The sequence below is a fragment of the Streptomyces sp. NPDC051018 genome (assembly GCF_044456085.1).
Taxonomy (GTDB): Bacteria; Actinomycetota; Actinomycetes; order Streptomycetales; family Streptomycetaceae; genus Streptomyces.
The window spans coordinates 76,298-94,584 of record NZ_JBITFN010000025.1 but is presented as its reverse complement, the minus strand read 5'-3'; the positions used below and the strand labels follow the sequence as shown (position 1 = coordinate 94,584).

Annotated in this window: 15 protein-coding genes; 13 read left to right on the top strand and 2 right to left on the bottom strand. The window is 71.8% G+C overall.

The window, feature by feature from the left end:
* Positions 1-390: 390 nt before the first annotated feature.
* The gene (locus ACIBCM_RS30975; RefSeq protein WP_399249026.1) at positions 391-837 is read left to right on the top strand and encodes an MmpS family transport accessory protein; all 447 of its coding nucleotides are present in this window, start codon (positions 391-393) and stop codon (positions 835-837) included.
* Positions 838-1,118: 281 nt separating this feature from the next.
* Here the strand turns inward: ACIBCM_RS30975 and ACIBCM_RS30970 are convergent, their stop codons facing one another.
* Positions 1,119-2,429 carry an MFS transporter gene (locus tag ACIBCM_RS30970; RefSeq protein WP_399249023.1) on the bottom strand — a complete coding sequence of 437 codons (1,311 nt, stop codon included), beginning with the start codon at positions 2,427-2,429 and terminating at the stop codon, positions 1,119-1,121.
* A 188-nt stretch (positions 2,430-2,617) separates the two neighbouring features.
* Here ACIBCM_RS30970 and ACIBCM_RS30965 point away from each other — a divergent pair, with 188 nt between their 5' ends.
* Both ACIBCM_RS30965 and ACIBCM_RS30960 read left to right on the top strand, forming a co-directional pair.
* On the top strand, positions 2,618-3,157 hold the full coding sequence (locus ACIBCM_RS30965; RefSeq protein ID WP_399249020.1) for a TetR/AcrR family transcriptional regulator: 540 nt from the start codon (positions 2,618-2,620) through the stop codon (positions 3,155-3,157).
* 705 nt (positions 3,158-3,862) lie between these two features.
* Complete coding sequence (locus ACIBCM_RS30960; RefSeq protein ID WP_399249018.1) at positions 3,863-4,693, top strand: hypothetical protein; 831 nt, start codon at positions 3,863-3,865, stop codon at positions 4,691-4,693.
* A 300-nt stretch (positions 4,694-4,993) separates the two neighbouring features.
* On the opposite strand, the gene ACIBCM_RS30955 is transcribed toward ACIBCM_RS30960, so the two are convergent.
* On the bottom strand, positions 4,994-6,211 hold the full coding sequence (locus tag ACIBCM_RS30955) for an amidohydrolase family protein (protein WP_399249016.1): 1,218 nt from the start codon (positions 6,209-6,211) through the stop codon (positions 4,994-4,996).
* 111 nt (positions 6,212-6,322) lie between these two features.
* On the opposite strand from ACIBCM_RS30955, the gene ACIBCM_RS30950 reads away from it, so the two are divergent.
* From ACIBCM_RS30950 to ACIBCM_RS30905, 10 genes are all read left to right on the top strand, one after another.
* On the top strand, positions 6,323-7,726 hold the full coding sequence (locus ACIBCM_RS30950; protein WP_399249014.1) for an amidohydrolase family protein: 1,404 nt from the start codon (positions 6,323-6,325) through the stop codon (positions 7,724-7,726).
* On the top strand, positions 7,723-8,364 hold the full coding sequence (locus tag ACIBCM_RS30945) for an orotate phosphoribosyltransferase (RefSeq protein ID WP_399249012.1): 642 nt from the start codon (positions 7,723-7,725) through the stop codon (positions 8,362-8,364). The genes ACIBCM_RS30950 and ACIBCM_RS30945 overlap by 4 nt, the downstream gene beginning before the upstream one ends.
* On the top strand, positions 8,361-9,680 hold the full coding sequence (locus tag ACIBCM_RS30940; RefSeq protein WP_399249010.1) for a Zn-dependent hydrolase: 1,320 nt from the start codon (positions 8,361-8,363) through the stop codon (positions 9,678-9,680). The genes ACIBCM_RS30945 and ACIBCM_RS30940 overlap by 4 nt, the downstream gene beginning before the upstream one ends.
* Positions 9,677-11,092: a dihydroorotase family protein gene (locus tag ACIBCM_RS30935; RefSeq protein ID WP_399249008.1), complete on the top strand. Its 1,416-nt coding sequence runs from the start codon at positions 9,677-9,679 to the stop codon at positions 11,090-11,092. Before ACIBCM_RS30940 ends, ACIBCM_RS30935 begins: the two co-directional genes overlap by 4 nt.
* Positions 11,089-12,603 (top strand): MmgE/PrpD family protein, encoded by a 1,515-nt coding sequence (locus tag ACIBCM_RS30930; protein WP_399249006.1) that lies wholly within the window; start codon positions 11,089-11,091, stop codon positions 12,601-12,603. Before ACIBCM_RS30935 ends, ACIBCM_RS30930 begins: the two co-directional genes overlap by 4 nt.
* A gap of 174 nt (positions 12,604-12,777) precedes the next feature.
* Positions 12,778-13,335, top strand: coding sequence for a YybH family protein (locus ACIBCM_RS30925; RefSeq protein WP_399249004.1), 558 nt, complete (start codon positions 12,778-12,780; stop codon positions 13,333-13,335).
* A gap of 196 nt (positions 13,336-13,531) precedes the next feature.
* Positions 13,532-14,455 (top strand): DUF1028 domain-containing protein, encoded by a 924-nt coding sequence (locus ACIBCM_RS30920; RefSeq protein ID WP_399249002.1) that lies wholly within the window; start codon positions 13,532-13,534, stop codon positions 14,453-14,455.
* Positions 14,452-15,540 carry an LLM class flavin-dependent oxidoreductase gene (locus ACIBCM_RS30915; protein ID WP_399249000.1) on the top strand — a complete coding sequence of 363 codons (1,089 nt, stop codon included), beginning with the start codon at positions 14,452-14,454 and terminating at the stop codon, positions 15,538-15,540. Before ACIBCM_RS30920 ends, ACIBCM_RS30915 begins: the two co-directional genes overlap by 4 nt.
* A gap of 25 nt (positions 15,541-15,565) precedes the next feature.
* Positions 15,566-17,182 (top strand): ABC transporter substrate-binding protein, encoded by a 1,617-nt coding sequence (locus ACIBCM_RS30910; RefSeq protein ID WP_399248998.1) that lies wholly within the window; start codon positions 15,566-15,568, stop codon positions 17,180-17,182.
* 75 nt (positions 17,183-17,257) lie between these two features.
* Positions 17,258-18,283, top strand: a complete 1,026-nt coding sequence (locus ACIBCM_RS30905; RefSeq protein ID WP_399248996.1) for an ABC transporter permease — start codon at positions 17,258-17,260, stop codon at positions 18,281-18,283.
* The last annotated feature ends 4 nt before the right edge of the window (positions 18,284-18,287 follow it).

Genomic DNA, 18,287 nt, shown 5'->3' with positions numbered 1-18,287 from the left:
CGGCCGGGGGTTCCGACAACAACCCCTTCACGGCTGATGATTGACTCTGCGTCAGTTGGGTGGCGGTCACCGGGCTGAGCAACGTACCGGATGGCCGGGCGCCCGGTCTCGGCGCCGGCGCGGAGCTGAGGCGGGACCCCGGCGAGGCCCGGCGGCTGTGCGACGATCCATGAACCATGTGCCCCGCCGCGGCCCGGTTGGGGGGCGCCGGCCGGGTGCCCGGACCGGCTCAGCACCGCGGCGGGGGTGGCCTCCCCGGGGCATGGACCGGGAATCACCCGTCTGACCTGGTACTGAGCTGGAGCGGTGGGTCATCGGCCCGGTTTGACTTCCGCCTGTGCCGTGCGGTTGTGTGCGCATTCCAGTGTCACGAATTCCGGGGGGTAGCTCATGCGCCGTTCCATCCGTTCCATCCGTTCCGTCACCGTCGCGACCCTGGCCGCGGCCGGGCTGGTCTTCGGCCTCAGCGGCTGCTCCGATGTCAAGGAGGCGGCGAAGGACGAGGCCGTCGACCAGGTCGACAAGGCCGTGAACGAGACGTACGAGGTCACTTACGAGGTCACCGGCAAGAGCGTCGACTCCATCGAGTTCACGGCCGCCGGCGGTACCGCCTCCAAGCCCGCGATGGAGACCGTGGACAAGCCCGCGCTGCCGTGGAAGAAGACCGTGACCCTCAGAGGGATCGTTCCTCCGTCCGTTATGCCCATCGCCCTCGACGCGGGCGCGGACGCGCAGGTCACCTGCAAGATCACCTACAAGGGCAAGACGATCGCCGAGCAGTCGGGCGCGGGCCTGGCCGCCGCCGGGGGCTGTGTGGCGGTGTCGCCGATCGTGTAGGCCGTGCCGTCGACGGGTCGGCGACGTCCCGTCCGGCCCGCGGCCCCGTCGCACATGTGTGCAGCGTTGCAGGACCACTCCCGTACGTCCCGTGCGGGGGTGGTCCTGTGCCGTGGGCCGCACGCCGCCCGGCCTTCGGGCGGACGGCACCGTCGTGAGGCAGCGGTCCAGGCGGTGGAACGCCGACGCCCCGGTCGTGCGTGCCCGCCGGGGCGCCGCCGGGGCGCGGGCAGCCATTCACCGTCCCGGACAGGGCCCCGCACCGCCCCGGCCCGTAACGGCTACCCGTCGGCGCGGGCCGTGGACGGGGTTCCGCCGTCCACGCCCGCCGGGGGCCGCCCGGAGGCCGGCCGGCGGGACAGCCGGTGGCCCAGCTCGGAGATGAGCAGGGCGACGGCCGCGAGTCCGGCCGCGATGAGCGGCAGCGAGCCGGCACCCGCCCAGACGATGCCGACCGCGCCCACGACCCCGGACAGCGAGATCGCGAGGTACAGGATCGCGGCGTTGAGCGCGATCAGCACCGGGGCGGAGGCCGGATCGAGCGTGATCAGCCGGTGCTGCTGGGGTGTGGTGATGGCGAACGCGCCCACCCCGTACACCGCGATCACCATGAGCGCCGGGAGGAAGGCGCCGGTGGCGGGCGGAAAGAGCAGCAGACTCGCGGCCGTCCACAGCAGCGCCACCGTGACCACCCCGCGTCCGCCGAAGCGGTCCGCGAGCCATCCGGCACCGAGGTTTCCGAGGGTGCCGATGACGCCGAGGGTGAACATGAGTACGGCCAGCCGGTCGCCGCTGCCGCCGGTGGCGGGTTCGAACACGACGGCGATGTACGTGTACGGGATGTAGACGGCCGTGAAGCCGATCAGCGTGGTCGCCAGAATGGCCGGCACCCGGCGGTCCTTGAGCGGAGCGAGGCGCTGCCGCAGCCCCAGGGGCGCGGACACCGCCACCCGCGCGGGCACCAGGGCCCGGATACCGATCAGACCGAGCAGGGCGAGTACGGCCACGAACCACATCGTCGCGCGCCAGCCCAGGATGCCGCCCACGGCGGTGCCGAGGGGCGCGCCCATCGCCGTGGCCGCGGTGAACCCCGTCGTGACCACGGCGATGGCGCGGCCCTGACGGTCCGGCGGGACCAGCGCCGCCGCGGTGACGGCGGCGGTGGGGACGAAGAGTCCGGCGCCCGCGGCGGCGATCATCTGGGCCGCGAGCACGGTGGCGAAGGTGGGGGCGAGCGCGGTGGCCGCATTGCCCACGAGATAGACGGCGACGGCGAGCAGCAGGACGCCGCGCCGTGCCCGCCGGGCGGTGGCCGTGGCGAGTACCGGCGCAAGCACCGCGCAGGTCAGGGCGAACGCCGTCACCACCTGGCCCGCGGTGGTGACGGAGACACCGAGGTCGCTGCCCAACTCGGGCAGCACACCGGCCAGGACGAACTCGTCCGTTCCGACGGCGAAGGTGGCGAAGCCCAGCACGGGCACGGCCCAGCGGGAGGCTCCGGGCGCGGGAGGGCGGTCACGGGGTGTGCGGGCAGGTGGCTCCGGGGCGTTCTCGGATACGGCTCGGGTGGTGCCGGGGAGCTCGTGGTCCATAACCGTCCAGTCGTGGGTGCTTCGCGGGTGTCCGGGCGAGGTGCGGCCGACCGGGCGGAGCCGGGCGGCGGGCAGACGGGCATGGGCGGGGCGCGGAAGCCTCCGCCATATTTCGGTACCGATCGGTACCGTATTGAGGACGGTACTGAATGGTTCCGTTTTTCGTCAAGGTGGACTACGGTGGGCCCATGGCCACACACGCCAGAGAACGGCTCATCGAGACCGCCAAGGAACTCTTCTTCGCGGAGGGCATCCGCGCGGTAGGGGTCGAACGCCTGCTGGCCGACTCGGGCGTCGGGCGCGCTTCCTTCTACCGCCACTTCGCGAGCAAGGACGAACTGGTCGTCGCGGTCCTCGAAGAACGCGACGCCGCCTGGCGCCACTGGCTGGCGGAGGAGGTGGAGGCCCGGGGCCGCGAACCGCTGGCCGTCTTCGACGCCCTGGAGCAGGACAGCGAGCAGGGGAACTACCGGGGCTGCGCCTTCATCAACGCCATGACCGAGTCCGCGGACGCCGACGGCCCGGTCCACCGCCTGGCGTCCGAACACAAGCACGCGGTCGCCGACTACATCGCCGAACTGCTCGCCGAGGCAGGGCAGCGTGACTGCGACGCCCTGGCACGGCAGTTCGTCCTGCTGATGGACGGCGCGACCGTCACCGTCGTACGGGAGCGCAGCGCGGAGCCGATCCGCAACGCCAGGGCGATCGCGGCGGGCCTGCTGACCTGACACCCGGCGGGGGCGCCGCTCGGTGAACGGCGCCCGGTGCGCGGGCCCTCCCATGCCCGGGGTGCGACTTCCGGAGCGAGGGGAACCGTGGTCACAGCGGGGGCGTACGGACCCGTCGAACGCGTCTGCGTGAGACCGGCACCGCCGGGGGCCCGGCATCGGGAGCCGTCCGCGCCGGAGGCGGTGAGGGCTACCCGCTGGTCGCCGGGGGCCGGGGCGCGCGGCAGCCGGACCGCGCCGAGTCGCGGAAACACAGCGACCGGGGCCGTCCCGGGTCGTGATGTACGGCGTACCGGAGAGGCGGTTCTGGCGGCCAGGTGTTCGGTTCGCCCGGACGGGCCGGGAGTCTCCTGCCCGCCGGCGATGTGTGTCCGGGAGCGCCGGGGGCAGCGCCGTGGCGGAACGAACAGCGGGTGTGTGTACGGGCGGAGGTACGGCCGACCGGTGTCGGTGTGGCGGGGCCCGGGAAGTCCCCGGGCCGTGGGAGACCGGTGAGGTCAGTAAACCACCGGCCCGTCGCCGCCCGGTCACCGGCCACTGACGGGCCGCCGGATGAAGACCGTCAGCCCGCTCCGGGGGCAGTTGTGCGGGGAGAAAACGGCGCCGGAGCGCACGGTCGCGGGAGGCCGAGATTCCACACGAGTATGTACCGGTCCCCGTTGGTGAGTAGAGTCCGGCCCGTAACCACACACAGAGGAGCCCCCCGTGCCTCAGCAAGAGAACACCGACCTCAAGGCCGAGTACGCCGACAAAGTCCGCGCCGACCTGGAACGGAACACCGCGGAGCAGGACCGCATCCGTGCCGAGATCGACACCCTCCAGACGGAGTTGACCACCCTGGAGAAGGACCACGAACTGCTGCGCAGCATGAGCGCGGCCCTGGGAGACGCCACGCAGGTGTCGGCGGTGCCCTCACCCCGCCGTGGCAGGAAGGCCGTCGGCGGCGCACCAGCCGCGAAGTCCCCGGCCGCGGGCAAGCCGGCGGCCGCGGGCAAGCGTGCCGCGAAGAAGGCACCCGCCAAGAAGACGGCCGTGAAGTCCACGGCGGCGAAGGCGACGGCGGCGAAGCCCGCGGCCGAGCAGTCCGGTGCGAAGAAGCCGGTCGCCAAGAAGCCCGCGGTCAAGAAGCCCGCCGCGAAGAAGTCCGCGGTGAAGAAGCCGGCGGACGCCAAGGCCGCGGCGAGCACCGCAGCGGTGAAGGCCGGAGCGGGGAAGGAGCCGGCGGCCAAGGCACCGGCCCTCGGCGATCTGATCCACGGTCACCTCGGCACACAGACCGAGCCGCGTACGGCCCGCGAGATCGCGCAGGCTCTCACCGACGCCCACCCGGGCCGTAACATCAGCGACAACCTCGTGCGCACCACCACCGAGCGCCTGGTGGCCCGCAGCCGCGTGGAGCGGGTCAAGCAGGGTGCCACGGTGTACTACACGGCGGTTCGCGCCGACGCCGCCTCCGCCGGGACCAACGGCAGTGCCGCCGTTGCCGGCACCGGCACCGCGTCCGTCGAGCCCGCCGGGGAGACGGCCGCCGCCTGACACCTGTGCCGGCGGTGCGTACGGGGGACACCGCCGGCCACAGTCGCTTCGTCGCGCGGGAGGACCGCGGACACGGCCGTGTGATGCCCGCCGCCGTGTGACACCCGGGAACGGGCCCGCTGCGCCTCCTCGCCGCCGGACGGTGGCGACGGGTACCGCACACACGGCCCCCGCGGGCCAGGCCGGTTGCCCGGACGGGGTTCGCGTGGACGCGCTGAACGGTCGCCCGGCCCGTCCGCACCGGGCTCACCCGGGTACGGCGGCGCCCGCGGTGTGATGTGTCCGGCCCTCAGGAGCCGGTCAGCCGCCGGACGTGGCGAGGGCCTTGCGGCCGTCCGGGTCTCCCCTGCCGGGCTCGTAGAGCGACATGGCCACCGGACGGCCGTCCCGGACCACATGGCGGCCGCGTGCGATCACCTGCTCGATGGCCATGTCGGCACCGATCACCAGGAGATCGGCGTCCGTCCCCGCCCGGATGCGTCCCTTGCGGGCGTCGAGTCCCAGGGCCCGGGCCGGATTGGTCGTCACGAACGACAGGGCCTGCGTCAGCGGCAGTCCGCCCTCCCGGACGAGTTCGACCACCGCGTCCCACAGCCAGGTGAGGCTCTTCTCGTACGGGCCGCGGGTGCCGTCCTCCAGGGTGACCGGGACGCTCGCGTTCCCGTCGGTCGTCATGGTCACCAGGCCGCTGTCGACTCCGGCGTCCAGACTCTCCAGGATCGCCCGCGCCACCGGAACGGCGGTGGGGTGCCCGAAGTCGGGTGTCAGGATCGGGTTGAAGTCGACGAAGCCACCGGCGAGGGCGACCTGTTGTGCCGCCTCCATGGTGTCGGGTGTGTAGTTGCAGTGGGTCGCCTGGAAGCGCTCCGCCGGGACGCCGGACGTCCGCATGGTGTGCAGCAGCTGGCCCGCGGGATCCTCCGTACCGCCCAGGTGGGCGTGCATGACACACGCCTTGCCGGTGGTTCCGGCCAGCCACTGGAGCTGGGCCGCCAGTTCGACCAGCTCGTGCTCGCGAAAGCGCGAGGCACGGGTCTCGCCCAGGGCAACCTTGACGCCGAGGATCTTCTCGATGGTGAAGATGTCACGGAGCACGGACCCGGTGAAGGTGCGGAAGGGCCGCTGGAATCCGCCCACCATCATGTACGCCGAGACGCCCTCGCTGTCCAGGGCGTAGGCCTTGGCGAGGATGCCGTCGAGGTTCTTGGCGACCATGTCGACGCCGGGTGGTGCCACGGCGGTCGTGATGCCCGCCGCCACCAGTTCGCCCACCCACAGTTCGGGGATCCGGGACGCGTACCCCTCGTTCCCGCCGCCGCCGATGATGTGCAGATGCCCGTCGACCATGCCCGGGACGACCCGCCGCCCCGAGGCGTCGATCTCCCGCACGGGCAATCGCCCCCATTGCAGGCGTGGGCCGACGACGACGATCCGCTCCCCGGCGATGAGGATGTCGCACACGCCCAGGTCCTCCGGGGCGAAGACATGCGCGTTACGCACAACGGTGAGGTCGCTCACTGGAGCCTCCAGGTGTGTGGATGCGGCCCGGACGGGAGTGTTGACGGGGCCGCCGCGGTGAGTAGGGTGCAATGTAATTCGATTACATGCCCTTCTGCAATGGAGGTCGCGATGTCATCTCCCCTCACCGCGCTGAGCCCCCGCTGGACCGTCGTACCGGATGGAAGGGACGGCCTGCGGGCCGTCGAGGACGCGACCGTACTCGTCCGGGGCGGGCGCATCCTCGACGTCGTACGGGGTCCCACCGAGGTCGGCGCACGGCGCGTGGAGCTGGGCGAGGCGGTCCTGATCCCCGGCTTCGTCAATCTGCACAACCACGCGCTCAACGGACCCGTCTTCCGCGGGATCGTGGACGACGCCGGACCGGAGACGGCGGCCGACAGCATCGTCTACGGGGTACTGCTGCCGCTCGGGGACCACGCGGGCGAGGTGCTGTCCGAGGACGAGATCCGGGCCGTGTACCGCCTCGCGCTGATGGAGATCCTCCGCAGCGGGACCACCACCGTCCTCGACATGCCGCGCGCCGTGCACCGGCAGTACTTCGCCGTGGCCCGGGAACTGGGCCTGCGCGCCTGGGGCGCGCCGTACATCTTCTCCACACCCACGCGGGGGCTCGACGCCTCCGGCAGACCGGTGTACGGCCGGACCGACGAGAACCGCTCACTGCGCGACGCGCTGGAGATCGCCGACGCTTTCGACGAGGGGCCCGGAGGTCTCATACGCGTCGGGTTCGGACCCCACGCCACCGACACCTGCTCCCCGGAACTGCTGCGCCGCATCGCCCGTGAGGCGAAGGACCGCGGCACGATCGTCAGCGTCCATGCCGCGCAGAGCCGTATCGAGGTCGACACGGTCAGGGAACGCCACGGCCGTACCCCGGTGGAATTCCTGTACGACAACGGCGCGCTCGGACCCCATGTCGTGGCGGCGCACTGCGTCTACGCCGAGGACGGCGACCTCACCCTTCTGAGGGAGACCGGGACCACCGTCGCCCACTGCCCGCTCACCTTCGCCCGCAGCGGTGTCACCGTGTCCTTCGACCGCTTCCACCGCCAGGGTGTGCGCACGGGCATCGGCACGGACGCCTACAGCTTCGACTACTTCGCCGAGCTGCGCGCCGCGGGCTTCATCGCCAAACTCACCAGCGGCGAATCCGGTGCCGGCGATGCCGCGACACTGCTGCGCGCCGCCACCGAGGTGGGTGCCTCGGCGCTGCCGCAGCCCGGCCTCGGGCGGATCGAGGCCGGATACGCCGCCGATCTGGTGGCCGTCGATCTGAGCGCCCCTCATCTCCAGCCCGTACGGGATCCGCTGAGGAACCTGGTGTGGAACGCGACGCCCGCCGATGTCTCCCTCGTGATGATCGACGGGAAGGTCGTCGTACGGCACGGCACGATCCTCGGGTGCGACGAGGCCGCCGCCGTCCGGGCCGCCACGGCCGCGGTGCACCGGCTCTGGGAGTCGGCCGAACGCAAGGGCGTCCTGGCGGCGCGCGGAAACGGACACCTGACATGAGTACCACCACAGCAGACCACCACCAGCACCACGACCGGCAGGACGCCGGGGACGAGATGTCGGCCGACTTCCCCACCGCACTCGCCGCGGGCGACCCGCGTGCCTTCCAGCCGGACGGGGTACGTCGTACCGAACTCCTCGCCGACGTCGTCTCGGCCGCCTGGGGAACCCACGGCGAGTTCATCGACGCCGACCAGTTCCTGACCAAGCCGACCGTGCTCCGCAGGCTGGTCTCCCTGCTCGCGGGCCGGGTTCCCCCGGACGTGGACCGGATCGTCGGCCGCGAGCCCCATTCACTCGTCCTGGGCACGGGCCTGGCCCTGGAGACCGGACTGCCGCTGGTGATCGCCCGTACCGCGCCCGCCCCGTCCGGGGAGGAGCTGCGGTGCTTCGGCGAACTGCACCCGGGCGAGCGGGTGCTCGTCGTCGAAGGCGTGACCGGGACCGGCGCCTCCGCCGAGCGCGCCGTCCTCGCCGTACGCGAACGGGGCGCCACGGTCGCGGGGGTACTCGCGGCCGTCGACCGCGACCGGGGAGCCGAAAGCCGTCTCGGCGCGCTCGCGGTCGGCCTGGACCGGCTGTTCGACGACAGGGAACTGCGCGCGGCCGCCCGACGGGAACAGGAGACACCGCGATGAGCCCGTCAGCACTCCCCGAGGCCGATCCCGACCGCATGTGGTCCACCCTGCGGAGCATGGCCGCGCTCAGCGAGGGCGGCCCCGGCGTCAGCAGGCTCGCCTACACCCCGCTCGAACGCGAGGCCCACGCGCTGTTCGGGACGTGGATGACGGCCGCCGGCTGCGAGGTGCGTGTCGACCCGGCGGGCAACACCATCGCCACCCGTCCCGGCCGGGCGGACGGCCCCGCCGTCGGCACCGGCAGCCACCTCGACTCCGTCTACCACGGCGGCCGCTTCGACGGCATCGCGGGGACCATGGCGGCCGTCGAGGTCGCGCGCATGCTGGCGGAGTCCGGAACCGAGACGGAACTCCCGCTGCGCTTCGTGGCGTTCGCCGGTGAGGAAGGCGCACGGTTCGGACAGGCGTGCTGCGGCTCGAAGCTGGCAGCCCGGCTCTCCTCCCGCCGTGAGCTGGACGAGCGCCGGGACAGGGACGGAATCTCCCTGGCCGAGGCGATGAACTCGGTCGGCCTCGACCCCGATCTCGCGGTCGCGACACCCTGGCGCCCCGAGGACTGGTCCGCCTTCGTCGAACTCCACGTCGAACAGGGGTCCGTACTGGAGACCGCGAAACTCGATGTCGGCGTGGTCGACCTGATCTCGGGGTCGACCCGGCTGGAGCTGGTGATCACGGGGCAGGCGTCCCACAGCGGGGGAACTCCCATGCGGGGCCGGGCCGACGCCCTCGCGGCCGCCGCCGAGGCCGTGCTCGTCGCGGAGCGGATCGCGCTCGACCCCCGGCACCGCGGCACCCGCGCCACCGTGGGCCGGCTCGCGGTGGAACCGGGCTCGATCACGACCATCCCCGGACACGCGGCCTTCTCGCTCGACGTCCGGGACGTCGACGCGGACCGCCAGCGCCGTACGGTGACCGAGATTGTGGGCCGTACCCGGGACGTGTGCCGGCGGCGCGGCACCCGGCTGTCGGTCCGGCTGCTGGCCGACACCTCGGCCGTGGTCCTCCCGGACTGGGTACGCAACGAGGTGACCGCCAGCGCGGGCACCCTGGGCATCCCGTACCGCGTACTGACCTCCGGCGCCTCCCACGACGCGCAGATGATCAACCGGGTGACCCCCACGGCGATGATCTTCGTCGCCAGCCGGCGCGGGCTGTCGCACGTCCCGGAGGAGTGGACCGACCCCGCGCAGCTCGCCGTGGGGACCGACCTTCTGCTCGCGTCGATGCTGCGGCTCGACGCCCGGGCCGCGCGGGAGCCGGCCCGGGCGGCCGGTCCGCACACCAGTGACAGAGAACCGAACGGAGCCCCCGTATGAAGCTTCTGGTCAGCAGTGGCACGGTCGTCACGGAGCAGGGCCCGGTCGAGGCCGATGTGCTGTGTTCCGACGGCCGGATCCGGGCGCTGCTCGCCCCCGGCGAGCGGGTGGCGGCCGACGAGCGCGTCGACGCCGCCGGGCAGCTCGTCTTCCCCGGGTTCATCGATCCGCACGTCCACTCCCGCGACCCCGGCGCCACCCACAAGGAGACCTTCGCGCACTCCACGCTCGGCGCGCTCTGCGGTGGTACGACCACCCTGCTGGAGATGCCCAACGCGGTCCCCGCGGTGACCGACGTGGCCACCTTCGAACGCCGCCGGGAGGAGCACGCGGCCAAGGCGTGGACCGACTTCGGCCTGTGGGGGATGGCGCTCGGACCGGCCAATCTGCACGAGATCGCCCCGCTCCACCGCGCCGGTGCCGTCGCGGTCAAGTTCTTCTGGGGCTACGCGCTCGACCGCAGGACCAAGGGCCTGGTCTACGACTTCGCCGCCGCGCCCCCCGATTCGCTGCTGCTGCCGCCGGAGAACGGCGAGGTGGTGGAGATGTTCCGGGAAGTCGCCTCCTGCGGCGGGGTGCTGGCCGCCCACTGCGAGGACCGCCACATCCTGGCGCGCTCCGCCGAACGGCTCGGCCACCCCATCGAGACGTACGACGATCTGCTGCGCGCCCGCCCCGCCCTGGCCGAGGCGACCTCGATCGCGGTCGGAGCGCAGTTCGCCCGCGCCACCGGATGCCGATTCCACGTCGTCCACATGGGCTCGGCGGCCGGGGCCCAGGTGGTACGCGAGGCCCGGGCGGCGGGGGCGCCCGTCACCGCCGAGACCTGCCCGCAGTACCTCACCCTGACCGAACGGGACGCCGAGCGGCTCGGCCCGGCGCTCAAGGTCTATCCGCCCGTACGCTCCCAGGCCGACCAGGACGCCCTGTGGGCGGCCGTCGCCGACGGTACCGTCATGTCCGTCGGCTCCGACCACGCGCCGCACCTCGTCGAGGAGAAGATGCGCGGTTTCGGGAGCGCCCCCGCCGGAGGGCTCGGCGTCGAGACCCTCGCGCCGCTCATGGTGGACGCGATGGTCCGCGGGCGGATCTCCCCGGCCCGGCTCGCCGGGGTGCTGTCGACGGAGACAGCCAGGCTGTACGGCCTGTGGCCCCGCAAGGGCACGGTCCGGCCGGGCGCCGACGCGGACCTCACACTCGTCGACCCCGAGGGGAGCTGGCATGTCTCCAATGACCGGATGCACGCGCTCAACCCGGTCACGACCTGGGACGGCTGGGATCTGAGAGGCCGGGTGACGGCGAGTGTGCTCGGTGGTCACCCGGCCATGAAGGACGGCGAACCCGTGGGGGAGCGGCGGGGCCGGTTCGTCGCGGGTGACCACACGGCCGGCCGGGCGGCGGTACGAACGTGACCGCGGCCCTTCGGAGACAGGTCGAGGAACTCATCGCACGGGCGGGCGCGCTGACACCCGCCGAACTGCCCCCGGACACCGTCGCCCACGCGGGGCTCGTCCTCGCGGACAGCGTCGGGGTCATGTGCGCGGGAGCCCGCTCGCCCGAGGTCGTCGCCCTGGCGGACGACCCCTCACTCGGACTGACACGGGCCCCGGCGGGCCCGCCGTCCGCACGGGCCCTGGTCCCGGCCGCGCTCCACGGCACCCCGGCGACCGTCGCCTGGCTCAATGGAACCGCAGGCACCTTCCTCGAACTCGACGAGGGATTCAGGCCCACCGGGCACCCCGCGATGCATGTGGTGCCCGCAGCGCTGGCGGTGGCCGAGGCGTCCGGCGCGTCGGGGGCGGCACTGATCACGGCCGTCACCGCCGGGTACGAGGTGGCCGCCCGCCTCTTCGAGTCGTTCGTCCTGCCCCACGCCATGCACCCGCACGGGCACGTCGGCGCCCTCGGAGCGGCGACCGCCGTCGCCGTGCTGAGCGGCGAGGACCCGGTGGCCCTGGCGCGGATCGCCGCCACCCAGCCGCTGCTGACGGGGTGGGACGCCTGCTACGCGGGAGCGAGCGCCCGCAACACCTGGACCGGGCACGCCAACCGGGCGGGGGTGCAGGCCGGCGTTCTGCACCGGGCCGGCTTCACCGGCTCCCTGGCCTCGCATCTGTCCGTGATCGCGCCGTACGTCCGCGAGGACAGCACGCTCACCGAGCCCGTCGCCGCCGACACCCTGCGCATCCGGCGCAACTACTTCAAGTTCCACTCCTCCTGCGCCCTGAACCACAGCGCTCTCGACGCGCTGCGCACGGCGTGGGACGGGCTCGCCGAACGTGATCCCCTCGCCGTCCGCCGTATCGAGGTGACGACGGTGTCGGCCGCCCTCCGGGTCGACCGGCAGGCGGAACCGAACGCGCTGTCCACACGCTTCTCGCTGCCGTACGCCGTCGCCACCGCCCTGCTCACGGGGTCGACCGGGCCCGCTTCATTCGCCTGGGACCCCCGTACCGCGGACTTCGCGCGGCGGGTCACCGTGACCGCCGATCCCGCGCTGGACGAGAGGTGGCCCGACGAGTCACCCGCGCGCGTGATCCTGCGAACCGCGACCGGGAGCAGTGAGGCGTCGGTCGACAACCCCTACGGTCATCACTCCCGACCCGCCACCCGGGAAGCGCTGCGCGAGAAGTTCGTGGCCCTTCTCACGGGCGGTGCGCCCCTGGCGCGGCAGGAAGGCCGTGATGGGTCGGAAGAATCTGCCGGGTTGGAAGAATCTGCCCGGTCGGAACGGTCCGCCGGGGCCGCCGGACCGTTCACCGGGGAAGAACGAGCTCTGCGGGGCGGTGCCCCGGCCGCCTTCGTGGACCGGCGTGAACAGCTCGGGCGCGTCTTCGACGCCCTGGCCGACCCGGGGACGACGGGCGACTGCGCCACCCTGCCCCTTCCGCCGGCTCTCCCACGGCCCGGGGTGCCCGACTGATCCGCAGGCCGCCGTTTCTCCGCCATGACCGGCCCCGGACGTCACGATTTTCCGCACGGGCAGGCATCGATCCCCGGTGGAATATTTTTCCCCGCACGTATCTAGCCATGGCCCACCGGCGTATGTAATTTAATTACACATCGCCTCTCTCCTTGAAATGGAAGGGATTCCACGATGGCGCGAGAGCTGTCCGACGAAGAGCGGATTCTGCAACTCCACAGCGATTGGTACTACGCGAACTACAACATCAACATTCCGTTGATGCGGACGGTGTTCCCCACCGGCGACGAGAACTTTCTGATGTTCAATCTCAATGACCATCCCTACTTCGGCGTGGACGACCTCGCGAAGCTGTGGACGTTCTACGCCAGAACCGACCGCTGGGGCCTGTGCGAGGACCATGTGATCCGGGTCGACGTCTGCGGCGACATGGCCTACGTCGTCTCCGAGGGCAACTTCCCGGCCTGGCGGATCAGGGACGAGGACGGCAACCCCCTCGCCGAGGAAGTCGACAGGCCCGCCTACTACCGGTCGACGGAGATCTACCGGCGGGACGACGGCGAGGGCCGGCCCGAGTGGCGGATGTGGCACTTCCACTGCTCGACCCGCCCCGACGACGACGAGGCCCCGCCCGCCAAGACGGACAAGGACTCCGCCACGGCACGCGGCCTCGGCAACACCCCCTACAGCACCGGAACCCGCTCGGAGTACCGCCAACCGGCCGAGCGCTAAGGGCTGTCCCGCAATCTCCGGCGGGCGCACGACGACAGCTACGGCACCTCGCTTCGTTGTCGAAACGCCCAAATACGCCCAGTATGCGGGCGCTCCTCCGCCTTGCGATGCACCGCATCTGACGCCGCGCGCTGATCCACCGCCGATTACGGGACAGCCCTTAGCCCGAGCCCAACCCTCGAGAGCGGAACGCACAGTGACTTTCTCCATCGTCGCCAAGGACGAGGCGACCGGCCGGTTCGGGGTCGCCACGGCGACCCACGCCTACGGCGCCGGCATCGTCGTGGGCCACGCGCGCGCCGGTGTGGGCGCCGTCGCCACCCAGTCGTTCGTCGAAGTCTCCTACGGCCCCCGCGGCCTGGACCTGCTCGGGATGGGAATCGCGGCGGACGCGGCGCTGACCGCGCTCCTGTCGGCCGACCCCGACCGGGACATCCGCCAGGTCGCCGTCCTCGACTCCTCGGGCGCGGTCGCCCACCACACCGGCGCGCGGTGTGTGCCCTCGTGCGGAAGCGTCGTCTCCGGGTCCATGGTCGCGATCGGCAACATGCTCGACAACGACCGTGTGCTGCCCGCGATCGCGGACGGATACGAGACCGCCGGGGGCGAGTTCGCCGAACGCCTCCTCGCCGCGCTCAGAGCGGGCGAGAGGGCGGGCGGCGACGTCCGGGGGCGGATGTCGGCGTCGCTGCGCGTCGTCGCGGCCGAGCCCGTCTCCCACCCCTGGGAAGGCGGGGTGTACGACCTCCGGGCGGACTTCGACCCGGATCCGCTCCAGGCGCTCACGACGAGCCTGCGGATGAGCCGGGCGTACGGCGTGTTCTTCGAGTCCGTGTTCGCCCCCGGGCTGGTCACCGGCTCCGAGCCCGTGACGGGCGACGCCCTGGAGGACGCGCTCGCCGGTCTGCGTGCCACCCAGCGCGAACTGGGCGACGACCCGGAGCCGACCGTCTGGCAGGGCGTACTCCTGCTGCGCGCGGGCGACACCGGGCGCGGCTGCGAACTCGTCGCCGAAGCCATCGCGGCCCGCCCCGGGCTGGCGCGCTTCGTCGACGGGCTCGCCCGCGTCGGCACCATCGCGCTGACGTCCGAAGAGATCCTCGGAAGGGTGAAGGAATGAGCGGGCCGAACCGGAACGACGGACAGCTCGACCAGAGCGCCGCGAACCCCCCGGGCACCACGGGCACCACCGGCACCGCGGCCGGAGAGAGCACCGCGGGCGGGGGCGGCGCCGACGGCACGCCGTCCGTCGGGTTCGTCCTGGGCAGCGGCTTCCACGCGTCGCAACTCGTCTCCGTGGCACGGGTGATCGAGGAGCACGGCTTCACCAGCGTCTGGTCGACGGAGGACTACTTCGCCACCGGCGGCATCGCGGGCGCCGCCGCCGTCCTCGGGGCGACCGAGCGGCTGCGCGTCGGCACGGGCCTGCTCTCGGTGTACGCCCGCCACCCCGCGCTGACGGCCATGGAGAGCGCCACCCTCGCCTCCGTCCATCCGGGCCGGTTCCGCCTCGGGCTCGGCTCGGGTGGGCTCGGCTGGCTCGACCAGCAGGGAATCGGACACGCCCGTCCGCTGGCCGCCGTGCGCGCGAACGTCGACACCGTACGCTCCCTGCTCGCCGGTGCCGAGGTCACGGGGGAGTACGGCGGATTCCGCTTCGACCGCGTCCGGCTGGAGTTCCCGCCCGAGCAGGCGCCCCCGATCCTCGTCGGAGCCACTGGCCCGAAGATGACGGCCCTGACCGGCGAGATCGCCGACGGTCTGCTGCTGTCGGTCTTCAGCACCCCCGAGTTCGTCCGCACCCAGCGCGAACTCATGGCCGCCGCACCCGGCGGCAGCGCCAAACCGGTGTCCACCTTTGCCTTCTTCGTACTCGACGAGTCCAGGGAGCGGGCGCGTGCCACGGCCCGCCCGGTCCTCGCGGCCTATCTCGCCGACAGCGAGAGCTCCGTCATGACCGATGCCATCGGCATCACCGGGGAACTGCGGGACCTGGTCGCGAAGGGCGGCGAGGCCCACCTCGCCGCCCATATGCCGGACAGCTGGATCGACCGCCTCGCCGTCTGCGGCGATCTGGACACCTGCGTGGCACGGATCCACGAGCTGACCCGGGCCGGCTCCGACGAGGTGGCGCTCGCCCCGATCGTCGTCGACTCCCTGCACAGCGACATCACCAGGCTCGGCTCGGCCCTGCGGACCGGCTGACACCGTGAGAGGAGTGGCCCCGCACATGAAACACCGTTGTCGAGTCCTCGGCGCGACGGCGACCGCCTCACTGCTCCTGGTCACCGCCGCCGCCTGCGCGGATCCCCCGTCCGAACGGGGCCGGAGCGGGGCGGAAACCGTCGTCGCCTTCTCCTCGGAAGTGGACACCCTCGACCCGCACCAGTTCCGGTCGGTCGCCGCCTACGGAGTGGTGGGGAACATCTACGCCTCCCTCCTCCAGGAGGACTACGCCGCGCCCGCCGGAGGCGTCCTGGAGTACACCGGGAAGAGCACGCCCTATCTCGCCCGGTCGGCGACGTGGAACGCCGCCCGGACCACCCTGACGCTGAAGCTCCGCGAGGACGCCGAGTTCGCCGACGGCTCCCCGGTCACGGCGGACGACGTCGTGTACTCGCTCCGCCGGGCGCTGTCCGACGTGGGCTACGCCTCCGCCATCGGCGCCTGGCTCAACATCCCCGACGCGAAGAAGGGCGTCGTCGCCGTCGACCGGTCCACGGTCGAACTCCGGGTGACCCACTACTCGCCCCTGATCGAGCAGTTCCTGACCTTCCAGATCTTCCCCGTACTCGACGAGTCGACCGCCACGGCGGCGGCGACGAAGGACGACCCCTGGTCGGCCGGGTTCTTCGCCAAGGACGCCACCGAGTCCGGCCCCTACGCCGTCTCCTCCCAGGTCAAGGGCCAGAGCATGACCCTGAAGAAGAACGGGACGTACACGGCGACGGATCTGACACAAGCACCCGACCGCATCGTGGTCCAGAACATGCCCGACCCCCACCAGGGTTTCCTCGCCCTCCAGAACGGAGCCGTCGACCTCGCCGTCGGCCTGACCCCCGACCTCGCGAAGGCCGTCGAGAAGGACCCGAGGCTGAGGCTCTACGAACTCCCCTACAGCGACATCGTGTACCTCGGCTTCAACAACCAGGACCCCGCGCTCAAGGACCCTCGCGTACGCAGGGCGATCTCACACCTCGTCCCCTACGACGCCCTCCGCGACGACGTGATGAACGGATACGCCGGCCCGGCCTACGGGATGGTGCCCCATCCGATGACCGACGCCCTGGACGAGAAGGGCGAGAAGGTCGCGTACCCGACCGACGCGGCCGCCGCGAGGAAACTCCTCGACGAGGCGGGCATCCGGGACGGGGAACTCTCGCTCACCCTCTCCGTACCCGCCGCCGAGGTCACCCTCCGGCAGTCCGCCGTATTCATCCAGAGCGCACTGAAAAAGGGCGGGATAAACGTGAAGGTGAACGAGATGAGCGACGCCGAGTTCAACTCGAATCTCGGCAGGATGCAGATGTTCGTCGACTCCTGGTATTCCTGGGGCCAGGACTCCGTATACCAGCTCTACTTCCTCCTCAAGACCGGTCTCTTCACCAACTACACCAAATTCAGCAACCGGGAAGTCGACCGGCTGATCGAGAAGGCCAAGGCCACCCCGGATCCCGGCGAGCGGCGTGAACTGTCCCGGCGCGCCCAGCAGATCGTCATCGACGAGGCACCCGCGGCGTTCCTGTTCACCCGCGATGTGCTCATCGGCGCCCGGAAGGGCGTCTCGGGGATCACCCACTCCAACGACGCCAACCTGCGCTTCGACCGGTTGAGAGTCGCTCCATAGGCCGACGTGCGACGGGCGGCCGCCGCCCCGCACGTCACCCCGCTGGGAACAGCGGTTCGCTCAGAGGAGTCCCACATGCTCAGGTCGGTCCGCACACGACTCGGGGTCGCCGTCATCAGCGTCGTCGGCGTCGCCGTGCTGATCTTCTTCATCACCCAGCTTCTCCCCGGCGATCCGGCACGCGTCGCGGCAGGTCAGTACGCCAGCGAGGAGCAGGTCGGACTGATGCGCGAGCGGTACGGTCTCGACCGGCCCGTGGTGGAGCAGTTCGGCGGCTACATGGCCGACTTCTTCCGGTTCGACCTCGGTACCTCCATCCGTACGGAACAGCCGGTGCGCGACGACCTGCTGAGCCGCCTCGGCGCCACCCTCGAACTGGGCGCCCTCTCCCTGCTGATCGCGGTCGTCCTCGGTGTCGGCCTCGGAGTGACCGCCGCCGTCCACCGCTTCCGGAGCTCGGACCGGCTCATCCAGATCTTCGTGGTCCTCGCCTCGGCCACGGCGGCCTTCTGGGTCGCGCTGGTGGCGATCTCCCTGTTCGTCAACGAGTGGGGCGTCTTCAACAGCCCGACGGGACGCCTCCCCCGCGGATACCCGCCGCCCGACAACGTCACCGGTTTCCACGTCGTGGACGCCCTCCTCGCCGGGGACCCGGCCACCGCCGGCGCCGCACTGCGCACCCTGCTGCTCCCGGCACTCCTCCTCGGCACTCTCGCCTCGGCCTCCATCGTCAAGATCGTGCGCTCGTCGACGATCCGCGCACTGGAGTCGGACTACGCCAGGACCTCCCGGTCCTTCGGCTACTCGCCCGCCTCGATCCTCTTCCGGGACGGCCTGCGCAACGCCCTGCTGCCCGTCATCACCAACATCGGCCTCGTCGCCGGCTTCGTCCTGGCGGGCGGAAACGTCCTCATCGAACAGCTCTTCGCCTGGCCCGGGATCGGCGGCTACGCCTTCCAGTCCCTGCGCGAGAACGACCTGTTCGCGCTCCGGGGATACGTCGTCTTCATCGGTGTGGCGTACGTCCTCATCAACACTCTCCTCGAATTCGCCTACCGCTGGGCCGATCCACGGGTGGCGATCACGGAGGAAAGGAGCTAGCTGC